Here is a 9,881-nt window from a genome sequence, read left to right on the forward strand (position 1 = left end):
ACGAACTCTGTTTCGTTGCCTCGTATGGGAGAATAAATCCAAAGCCAATATACCGATACATGATTTCATTTAATGAGAAAGAATATCTCCATGGAAAACTCAACTTTCTGCCATCCCCCATAAATTCAGTTTCATAGGAGATAGATCGAACTCCTTCTGGACCGGGCGTCACAATTGTAGATCACGTTGCGCGGTCCGCAGGAGCCGTGCATCCCGTCGTTGAACGGCGTTGAATAGAAGGCGAAACCGTAGCTGGAGAACTTTCCGGTGGTCTCGATGATCCGGCACTGTTCGATCAGGTTTTCCAGACAGTAGCCGCTGTGAAACTGCGCGTCGCTGTTGTGAAAGACGCTGTCGCGGATGACGCAGCCGGAACAGCACCAGTTCAAAAGCGGCGCATGGCGGAGATCGAAGGTTTCAATTCGCTCCATCAGGCAGTGGGTGCCATATTCAAACCCGGCGTAGCTCAGGAGCGAACGGGGGAAATGTGCGCCGCGCAGCACCGAATCGGCAAAAACACAGTGGATCACATGGCTGAACCGCACCGGCCAGACTCCCGCCTTGACCACCTCGAGGTTGCGCGCTTCGCAGTCGGCGGCCGCCTGAAACGAGATCGCGTTGAGCTGAAAATCCCGCTGAATCTTCCCCTGCTGTTCGATCGTGAACCCCTCCGCCGCGCAGAAGCGGATCGGGAAAAATGCGGTGGCAAACGCCCCTTCCGCCGCGAAGTAGGGCACGCGGGAGGGAGTGGCAAGGGTCAGTTGTTTCCCTTCCCGCCGGAGAATTCGAAAGGCGTTCCGGCGCATTTTCCCCCAGGCGAGCGGGGAATGGGCCAGTTTATCCCATTCGGTATTGACCGGGGCGTTTAGAAAGATGTATTCGCATTCCGGCGTGAGCCGGTGATCGGAAGCGAGTTCGACCTCCACCTCGCCGCGTTTCACATCGGCGGCAAGCGGCATCCGCGAAGTGGTGGCGGTGAACTCGTTGCCTTCGAAGTGAAGCAGAGAATGCTCTTTTGTATACCTCTGTGCAGGAGTAACTTGAAAATCGAACGTCTCCTGAACCGCTTCTCCCTGATAACCGGTCGTCTTCAAGGTCAGCCGGCACGGGCCCGCCGGAAGTTTGCTGAGATACTCCCGCGGCGGGAGCACGATTCTGCCCACCGCCGGATCGGCCTGACTCACGGAAAATCCGCGGTCCTTGCGGAAGCCGACCGATTTCAGATACGCCTCGGTGGAGTCGAACTTCTCCGCCTCGGCGGAGGCCGGAATCGCCCAGCGCCCCAGCACTTTGCCGTCGAAGAGAAGCGATACGGCCGTGCATTTTTTCCAGGGGAAATAGAGTTCCAGCCGGGTATTTCCGCCGATGCGGTTCCCGGGGGCGAAGTTCATGATCTGCAAACCGGAGGGGCGGGGGCGCGAGACCAGCCGCGTCTTTCCCCTGCCCGCGCCGCGGATGACAATCCGGTCGGCGGTGATGTACACCTTGCCGTCGAGCCAATATTCGCCCGCTTCGAGCTGGACGATTCCCTCGCCGTTCTTCGCCGCGGCGTCGACCGCCTTCTGGATTCCGGCGGCGTCATCGCGATCGTCTCCGGGAAGCGCGCCGAAGTCGCGCGCCGCAAAAACGGTTTTCGGCGGACGCCGTTCGGAAACTCCCGCACGGGTGAAATCGGGGTAGAAGATGCCGTCCGGCCCCCGCATCGAAAGGGAATCGCCCGGCTGAAACGGTTCCGGCTCCAGCAGGCGGCGCGGCTTCTCCTCCTTGAGCTGGAAATCCCAGAACCACACCTTTGCCGCAGAGAGCTTCCGGATCTCGATGCGCAGCGAGGCGCACTCCGGCTGCGTGTCGAACGGCAGTTCCATTTGGAGTTCCGTTTTCCGGAGCGAAAGATCAGGGCGCAGAAAGGTGTCCCGGTGGCGCATCCAGTCGGTACGGGGAAGCGGCCGCCCGGTGCGATCGTACTCTTCGAGTTCCAGATAAAAGAGGTTGCTCCGCTCGCTGTAGTAACGGAAACTCAATTGATAGCGCGTCGAAGGCTTTACCAGAATCTGCCGGGAGCAGAAGAGTTTCCCCTTGCCCGGCAGAAGCGCCTCCACCCCCGCTTTCGGCACCGGTTGCAGAGAGGTTTCGCCGCTCCACCCGGTGAGCGGAATCGCTCCGGCGGAAACCGGTTTTTCCGCCTCGCCCGGTTCCCGCCGGGCGGAGAAGGAGAGCGTGACCGGCACGCCCGCTTTGACCGCAATCTTCTGAGCAAGCGTGCCGTCATGCCACACCTTCGCGCCGAACTGCCCGGAAACGGCGTTTCCCAACCGGACAGCCCCTTTCCCGACTCTCCGCCAATGTTCCGGAAGCGTCGGGTCGGCGGCGGAAGCGCTCTCGAAATCGCCGTTCTGCAACGTCGCGCCGGAGAGTTCCAGCTGGTCATAGATCACCTCAAGACGTTCGATCTCCTTCGCCCCCTTCGGTTTCCGCCAAGGGCCGCGCAGCCAGAGGTCGAACGAGCCCGTCCTGGCCGGCGTGAAGGTGACGGTAGTCCGGCTCCACCGGTCCGCCCGGAGCGGAGTTGCCCCCTCGATTGTGAAACCGTTCTTCCCGATTCGCCCGACCCGGATGTTCTCGCCGGAGATCGGAACCGTGCCGTTCCCCTCCGCAAAACAGTCGGCATTGCGCAGATCGACCCGGAACGGATGCGCGGCACACAATATTCCGGCAGTCAGAACCGCAAGAAGCAGAAAGCCTGTTCTCATTCATGTACTCCTGTTTCAGTATTCATATCGTTGATAGGGATAATTCTCCTCCACATCACGGAACGGGAAGAAGGCTCGGACAGTCAATGCATTGGCTACTTTGTATGTCTTGACACTTCCATCAAGATGAAGCGTATTGACGCCCCGGGAGTGACGCGCCGCCGGATTCGCCTGATAGGTGCCGGTGTATTCCGTGCGGAAACGGTAGTACCCATATTCCTCGTTCTCATCGAATGACATCTGGGTACTTTTGCTTCTGAATCCATCCACCAGCAGCATCTTCCGGCTGGGTGACTTGATCGATCCCATTTTGGCGGAGGTGTAATCGACGTGGTTCGGCCGCAGCCAGCTGTTCATCGCATAAAAAGGAAATTGGTGCCACCAGGTAGCGGCGCGGGTTTCATCGCTGTTCGCTTCCGCAAAAGTCATATTTCCGGTCAGATCCACCTGGTAGGTGGTGGATGGGCAGAAAAACAGCTTGTTGTTGGCATAATTCCCGTTCGTATGGTACAATCCAGTGACCCATTTTTCCGCTTCATTCGCTCTTTTGTTCGGCCCCATCAGCAGAAACGTCCATTTCGCGTATGGTGTTTCCGGCGGCGGCAGCCAGTCGTCGCAGTCCCCACCGTACTGCGCAAACCCGAGCCCCAGCTGCTTCAAATTGCTGATGCAGGTAGCGGACCGGGCACGCTCCCGCGCCTGCGACAGCGCCGGAAGCAGCATCGAGGCGAGAATTGCAATAATCGCAATTACGACAAGAAGTTCGATCAAGGTGAATTTTTTCATACGATCCTCCCATTTAAATCAGAGCGTATTGCTGCTGAACACGAAACGGACGTTGGAGAGAGTTCGCATCATCGGAACGTTCTCCCCGCGCCTCCGGGCGATGATGAAGCGGGCGGCACTCGCCGCCATCTCCGTCAACGGCATGTCGATATACATAACCTCCTCCTGCCCGGGCAGAGAGAGGTCCACCTTGTCAAAGCACATCACGGCGAGATCCTGCCCGATCCCGCGCCCGGCCGTCCGACCGGCGAGCAGAACGTAGTCGAGCAGTCTCTGCACCGTCACGAACAGGGCGTCCGGCTGCTCTTTCCGCAAGAAATCTTCCAGCGTGGAAATCGCGGAAACTCCGCCGCAATCCACCGTACAGACCAGCTCCGGCCGCCCCGCCTGCCGGCACGCCTCCCGGTATCCCGCCGCGCGGGTCTGATTGGCGTAGGGACTGAGCGAAGCGGTCTGGATCAATCCGACCCGTTTCCGGCCCATCCGGAAGAGCAGTTCGAGTGCGCGCCGGGATTCCAGCTCGTAGTCCACAGTCGCATAGGCAAGATTGGGCAGGTCGGAGAAGCGGTTGATGAGGACCACCGGAATACCGTTGCCCGAGATCGCATTGAGTTGCCGGAAATCCTCCGGCGTCTCACGGGTGGTCATCAAAATGAGTCCATCCATATCCCCGCCGTTGCGGGTGATGAACTCCTCGGTCGGGCAGTAGACCAGCCGGGCGTTCTCCCCGGAACAGATCTTCTGCGCCCCATCGAACACTTCGGCGATATAGGGGTTGAAGTCGCCACGGGAACCGGTGATGGCGATGTTCAAAGTCTTCGGCGCCCTGGCCTGCTGCGGATTTTCACAGACGAAGGAACCGATCCCCGGTTGGCGGAAGATCAGCCCGTCCGCTTCGAGAATGTCCAGCGCCTTGCGCACGGAAAACCGGCTGATGCTGAACTGGCGGCAGAGCTCGTTTTCCGACGGCAGCGCCATCCCCGGGGTCAGCTCCCGCCGGCGGATCCGCGTCGAAAGCGATCCGGCTACCTCCTGAAACACTGGCTTCTTCTGACTCATTTCCATCGCCTTTCTTCAAAACGAACAAGTATGACGAACTTGTCTGTTTTTATTATAGCAAAAAAAGCAAGGGATGTCAATACGTCTGGAAAAATTTTTTCAAAAAAAATAAGGGAACGCCTGGTTGCCGAGAGAGATGCGCTACACCGGACCCGTTCCGCCGGAACGCTCCGAAAGCAGCGCATGAACCGCGGCGGCAAACCGGTCGCCCCGCTCCTTGTAGTCGCGAAACATATCCATGCTGGCGCAGGCGGGCGAGAGCAGAACGGTGTCGCCGGGGAGCGCATGGGCGGATGCGATTTCAACCGCCTTTTCAAAATCGTTCCCGCACTCCGCGAACGGAATCTTTCCGTCGAGAACCGCCGCGATGGCGGCGCGGCAGGCGCCGTAAAGCACCGCAAAACGGACCCGCTCCTTCTCTTCGAGCAGCGGGGTGAAATCCATCCCTTTGTCGAGGCCGCCGAGCAGCAGCACCGCACAACGCCGTTGCGGCAGGGTGCGCAGAGCCGCCAGCACCGAAGCCGGATTGGTCGCCTTCGAGTCGTTGACATAGCGGATGCCGTCCTGTTCGGCCACCAGTTCAATCCGGTGGCGGCCCGGTTCGAAGGAGAGGATCGCATCGGTGAATTCCCGGCGGAAAACGCCCCCTTCCGGCAGGAGCCGCAACGCCAGCTCCACCGCGGCGGCGAGGTTCTCCTGATTGTGCGGCGCGTGGAGCCGGGTCCCGGCGGTGTCAATGAGTTCACGACCGTCCACGAAAAGCCTTCCCGCCCGCACCTCGACGCGCCGGGGCGCCGGGAGCGACAATCCGAAAATACGGTTCTCCTCCGGCACATGGCGGAAGATTCCCCGCTTGACCTCACAGTACTCTTCAAATCCGCCGGCGTACCGGTTGATGTGGTCGGACTCCAGGTTGAGCAGTGCCGCGGCGACGGGAGCGAAGGAGTCGGCGCGCTCCAGCTGAAACGAGCTCACTTCCACCACCGGAAGAGTCTCCGGCTGGAGCTTCCCCTCGCGCATGTCGGCGGCGATGTCGGAGAGCGGTACGCCGATGTTCCCCGCCGTCACCGCCGGAACTCCGGACGCGTTCAAAAGATGGCAGGCAAGTTCGGTCGTCGTGGTCTTGCCGTTGGTTCCGGTGATCGCGATGCAGCGGCGGCGCGGCAGGTGGCGGAACCCGAACTCCAGCTCGCTGATGAATTCCACTTCCCCCCGCTCTGCCCGCCGGGCGGCCGCCTGCCAGAGCGGCGAAGTGAGCGGCACCACTCCGGGGCTGGTGACGAGCAGAGAACGGTGCGCCACCGCCTCTTCCGGCGGGCACGGCGCAGGGTCAGAGAGGATTTCCGCTTCCATTCCAAGCGTTTCCGCCAGGCGCCGGGCGGCACGGCCGGAGACTCCGCCTCCGAGAATCAGGCACGGTTTCATCATTTCCTTCTCCGGCAGATCCGGCCGGATGGTTCCCCCGGGGGAAAATCCCCCGGCTTTTCCATATAATATACTTGATATTTGGGCCGCCGCAAGTTATATTCTTTATCCGATATGGACAGAAAGAGCAAAATTCTCGAGGCTGTTTCGAACGGGACGCTCGGCTTCGCGGAGGCCGTCGCCCGACTGGCCGCGGCGGAAGGTGCGGTTGCCGATCTCGGCGTCGCGAAAATCGACCACGCCCGCATGGCACGCTGCGGCATGCCGGAGTTCATCTACGGCGCCGGGAAGAATGTGGAGCAGCTCCTGACGATCGTGCCGGAAATTCTCCGCCGCAACGGTTCGGTGCTGGTGACCCGGGTGGAACCGGCGGCCGGCCGGGCGCTCCTGGAGAAGGTGCCGCAGGGAATCCACGATGCGCAGGCGAAGGTGTTCGCCGTGCAGAACAGCGCCCGGGAGCTTCACGGCAATGTGGCGGTCGTCTCCGCCGGCACCAGCGATCTCGGCGTCGCACTGGAGGCGCAATACACGCTGGAGGAGTGCGGTGTGCGTTCCGAACTGGTGACCGATGTCGGCGTCGCCGGAATCGAACGGCTGTTCGCGTCGCTCGACCGCCTCCGCCGCGCCGATGTGTGCATTGTGATTGCGGGCATGGAGGGGGCGCTGCCCAGCGTGGTCGGCGGACTGGTCCGGGTGCCGGTGATCGCGGTCCCGACCAGCGTCGGGTACGGCGCGAGCTTCGGCGGACTGGCGGCACTGCTCGGGATGCTCAACAGCTGCGCCGCCGGCGTCACGGTGGTGAACGTCGACAACGGGTTTGGTGCCGCGTGCGCCGCCGCCCGGATCATCAATTGCAGAGAAAAATAATCAATGGCGCCGGGTTCCGGCGCAGAAGGATGACAATACGATGAGCAACTATCCGAAATACCGTTATCCGGAGCCGATTCCGATCAAAGACCGGCAGTGGCCGGACCGGATTATCACCGTTCCGCCCATCTGGGCCTCCGTCGACCTGCGCGACGGCAATCAGGCACTGCCCGAACCGATGTCGCCGGAACACAAACTCGAATACTTCAACATGCTGCTCGGAATCGGCTTCAAGGAGATCGAGGTCTCCTTCCCCTCCGCCTCGGCGGACGATCACGATTTCGTGCGCATGCTGATCGACCGCAACCTGATTCCGGACGATGTGCGCATTTCCGTGCTGACCCAGGCGCGCCGCCACCTGATCGACAAGACCATCGAATCGCTGCGCGGCGTGCGGAGCGCCATCGCTCACTGTTATGTGCCGACCTCCGATCTGCACGGGCGGTTCGTCTTCAACTGCGACCACAAGCAGGTCATGCAGATGGCGATCGACGGCACCCGGATGGTGCGCGAAGCGATCGAGCGCGAAGGGCTTACCGGCAAGGTGACCTACGAGTTCTCCCCCGAGGAGTTCACCGACAGCGACCTCGATTTCGTGGTGGAGCTCTGCTGCGCGATCAAGGAGGAGTGGGGCGCGGCCACGCCGGAAAGCTTCATCCTCAATCTGCCCGCGACGGTGGAACGGCGTCCGCCCAACCAGTATGCCGACATGATCGAACTCTTCTGTCGCAAATATCCCTATCTGGCGGAAACCACGGTCAGTTTGCACGCCCACAACGATCAGGGGTGCGCGGTGGCGGCGACTGAACTTGCGCTGCTGGCCGGAGCCACCCGGGTCGAAGGGACCATCTTCGGCCACGGCGAACGGACCGGCAACCTCGACATCTCGGTGCTGGCGCTCAACCTCGAATCGCGCGGCGTCAAGACCGGACTCAATTTCAGCAACATGCCGGAGATCGTGCGGATCGTCGAACGCAACTCCGGGATCGAGGTGCATCCGCGCCATCCCTACGCCGGGGATCTGGTCTTCACCGCCTTCTCAGGTTCGCACCAGGATGCGATCCGGAAGGGGTTCGAACACCGCGCGGAGATCACCGAATATTTCAAGCAGGGCTGGAAGATCCCCTATCTCCACCTCGACCCCTCCGACCTCGGCCGGCAGTATGAGAAGCTGATCCGCATCAACAGCCAGTCCGGCAAGGGCGGAATCGTCTACGTGCTGGAGAAGGAGTTCGGCATCTACCCGCCGAAGACGATGCATCCGGAGATCGGCGCGGTGGTGCAGGAGTACATCGACCGGACCGGCGGAGAAATCAACTCCGAAGAGCTGCGCCGGATTTTCGACGAGAATTTCGTCAACATCGTCGGCCCCTACCGGATGGAGGATTACCACCGCGCCTCGGTGGGCGACCGTTCCGGCTCCGATTTCACCTGGTTCATCGGCGACGAGAAGTATGAGTTGACCGGGCAGGGCAATGGGCCGCTTTCGGCGGTGGTGCACGCGCTGAAGAGCTCCGGGCTGATGCCGTTCTTCAAGCTGGAGGACTTCTCCGAACGCACGCTCGGCAAGGACGCCGACGCGCGCGCCATGGCGTTTGTCGGCCTCCGCTGCGGCGATACGCCGGAGCACAAGGAGCTGATCTACGGTGCGGGTGAGCACTCCAACATCGACCGGGCCGCCATCGCGGCGCTGATCAGTGCGATGAACCGGGCGGCGGCCCGCGGGGTGTTCCGCCGGGACCAGGCGATGGTCCAGACCGTCTAGGAGGGCGGCGGAGCCATGAATGAAGTGACCCGGGCCAGAGTGCAGCTCTTTGCGGTACTGCTGATCATCATCATCGCCGCGCACATTCTGCTGATCAAACTGTTTGTCTTCAACCATCCGGAGGCGGAACCGGCGAAGGAACCGGCCGTGGAGGCTTCGGCAGCGGCGACGGCGTCGACAGCGCCGGTTCAGGCGGCCGCGGCGCAACCGACGGCAAAACCGGAGGCTTCGGAGGAGAAACCGGGCTTCTGGAGCCGTCTTTTCGGCTTCTCGCGCAAACCGGCGGCCAAACCGGTGGCGAAAACGCCGGAGCCGCCGCCTCCGCCGGTCTACCGTTACAAGAAACCGACCGGGAATCCCAAATTCGGCCAGCCGTTCAACTTTGCGACGGCGGTGCGGGGGGATCTGCCGGCCAATGTGGTGCCGGGCAGTGCCGGCGCGCGGACCGGAATCATGGTCGACCTCAATACCCGCAACGTTTTGTGGGAAAAGGATTCCTTCAAGATGGTGCCGGTCGCCTCGATGGTGAAAATGATGACGCTTCTGCTCACCTTTGAGGAGATGGAGAGGAATCCTGCCATATCGCTCGATACCCCGGTGAAGATCACCCGGACGGTGTTGAAAGTCCCGCGGACCGGAATTATCTGGCTTGACCCGCGTGAGACCTTCCCGCTGTCAGATCTGTTGAAGGCGGTGACGATCAAGAGCGCCAACGATGCGGCGACGCAGGTCGCGGAATTCATCGGGGGCGACGTCAACAGCTTCATTATCCGGATGAACCAGCGGGCCCGCTCCCTCGGGATGATGCATTCGAAGTTTGTAAGTCCCTGCGGCTTGAAGGATAAGAAGCTCGGCAACTCTCTGAGCTGCGCCCGGGATATGGTGGTGGTCGGCGAACAGCTGCTGGAATACCCGCCGGTGATGCAGTGGAGCACCACCAAACAGGATTCGATCCGCGAAGGCGATAAGAAGACGATTCTCACGACAACCAACAAGCTGGTCAATCCGCGCTGGCCAGGCGTGGACGGGCTCAAAACCGGATATACCGCGGATGCCGGCAGCTGTCTGACCTTCAGCGTGTTGCGGGACGGCCGCCGGATTCTTGGCTGCGTGACCGGCTTCAAGTCGGCACGGGATCGGGATCGCTTCTGCCGCAAGCTGATCGACTGGGGATACCGGCGGGCGGCGACGCTTTGATCGCAAAAGAGGATAAAATTTCTGAAAAAATA

Annotated in this window: 7 protein-coding genes; 3 read left to right on the plus strand and 4 right to left on the minus strand. The window is 61.2% G+C overall.

Annotated elements, in window-relative coordinates; translation table 11 throughout:
* Nucleotides 1-131 precede the first annotated feature (131 nt).
* The 4 genes from ACMLHG_RS03025 to ACMLHG_RS03040 all read right to left on the minus strand — a co-directional run bounded on the left by ACMLHG_RS03025 (nucleotide 132) and on the right by ACMLHG_RS03040 (nucleotide 6,023).
* Nucleotides 132-2,750 (minus strand): hypothetical protein, encoded by a 2,619-nt coding sequence (locus ACMLHG_RS03025; protein WP_417169501.1) that lies wholly within the window; start codon nucleotides 2,748-2,750, stop codon nucleotides 132-134.
* Nucleotides 2,751-2,765: 15 nt separating this feature from the next.
* Complete coding sequence (locus ACMLHG_RS03030; RefSeq protein WP_417169502.1) at nucleotides 2,766-3,536, minus strand: DUF1559 domain-containing protein; 771 nt, start codon at nucleotides 3,534-3,536, stop codon at nucleotides 2,766-2,768.
* A gap of 18 nt (nucleotides 3,537-3,554) precedes the next feature.
* Nucleotides 3,555-4,595, minus strand: coding sequence for a GntR family transcriptional regulator (locus tag ACMLHG_RS03035; protein WP_417169503.1), 1,041 nt, complete (start codon nucleotides 4,593-4,595; stop codon nucleotides 3,555-3,557).
* Nucleotides 4,596-4,736: 141 nt separating this feature from the next.
* Nucleotides 4,737-6,023 (minus strand): Mur ligase family protein, encoded by a 1,287-nt coding sequence (locus tag ACMLHG_RS03040; protein WP_417169504.1) that lies wholly within the window; start codon nucleotides 6,021-6,023, stop codon nucleotides 4,737-4,739.
* 111 nt (nucleotides 6,024-6,134) lie between these two features.
* On the opposite strand from ACMLHG_RS03040, the gene larB reads away from it, so the two are divergent.
* From larB to ACMLHG_RS03055, 3 genes are read left to right on the plus strand one after another with little or no spacing between them, the layout of a single operon-like run.
* Nucleotides 6,135-6,887 (plus strand): nickel pincer cofactor biosynthesis protein LarB, encoded by a 753-nt coding sequence (gene larB, locus ACMLHG_RS03045; RefSeq protein WP_417169505.1) that lies wholly within the window; start codon nucleotides 6,135-6,137, stop codon nucleotides 6,885-6,887.
* Nucleotides 6,888-6,927: 40 nt separating this feature from the next.
* Complete coding sequence (locus tag ACMLHG_RS03050; RefSeq protein ID WP_417169506.1) at nucleotides 6,928-8,652, plus strand: 2-isopropylmalate synthase; 1,725 nt, start codon at nucleotides 6,928-6,930, stop codon at nucleotides 8,650-8,652.
* A gap of 15 nt (nucleotides 8,653-8,667) precedes the next feature.
* Complete coding sequence (locus tag ACMLHG_RS03055; RefSeq protein WP_417169507.1) at nucleotides 8,668-9,849, plus strand: D-alanyl-D-alanine carboxypeptidase family protein; 1,182 nt, start codon at nucleotides 8,668-8,670, stop codon at nucleotides 9,847-9,849.
* The last annotated feature ends 32 nt before the right edge of the window (nucleotides 9,850-9,881 follow it).

The organism is Victivallis sp., assembly GCF_048170485.1.
Lineage (GTDB): Bacteria > Verrucomicrobiota > Lentisphaeria > Victivallales > Victivallaceae > Victivallis.

Coding starts and splice junctions, on each gene's coding strand:
- ACMLHG_RS03025 (WP_417169501.1), bottom strand. CDS start 2,750: ATGAGAACAGGCTTTCTGCTTCTTGCGGTTCTGACTGCCGGAATATTG.
- ACMLHG_RS03030 (WP_417169502.1), bottom strand. CDS start 3,536: ATGAAAAAATTCACCTTGATCGAACTTCTTGTCGTAATTGCGATTATT.
- ACMLHG_RS03035 (WP_417169503.1), bottom strand. CDS start 4,595: ATGAGTCAGAAGAAGCCAGTGTTTCAGGAGGTAGCCGGATCGCTTTCG.
- ACMLHG_RS03040 (WP_417169504.1), bottom strand. CDS start 6,023: ATGATGAAACCGTGCCTGATTCTCGGAGGCGGAGTCTCCGGCCGTGCC.
- larB (WP_417169505.1), top strand. CDS start 6,135: ATGGACAGAAAGAGCAAAATTCTCGAGGCTGTTTCGAACGGGACGCTC.
- ACMLHG_RS03050 (WP_417169506.1), top strand. CDS start 6,928: ATGAGCAACTATCCGAAATACCGTTATCCGGAGCCGATTCCGATCAAA.
- ACMLHG_RS03055 (WP_417169507.1), top strand. CDS start 8,668: ATGAATGAAGTGACCCGGGCCAGAGTGCAGCTCTTTGCGGTACTGCTG.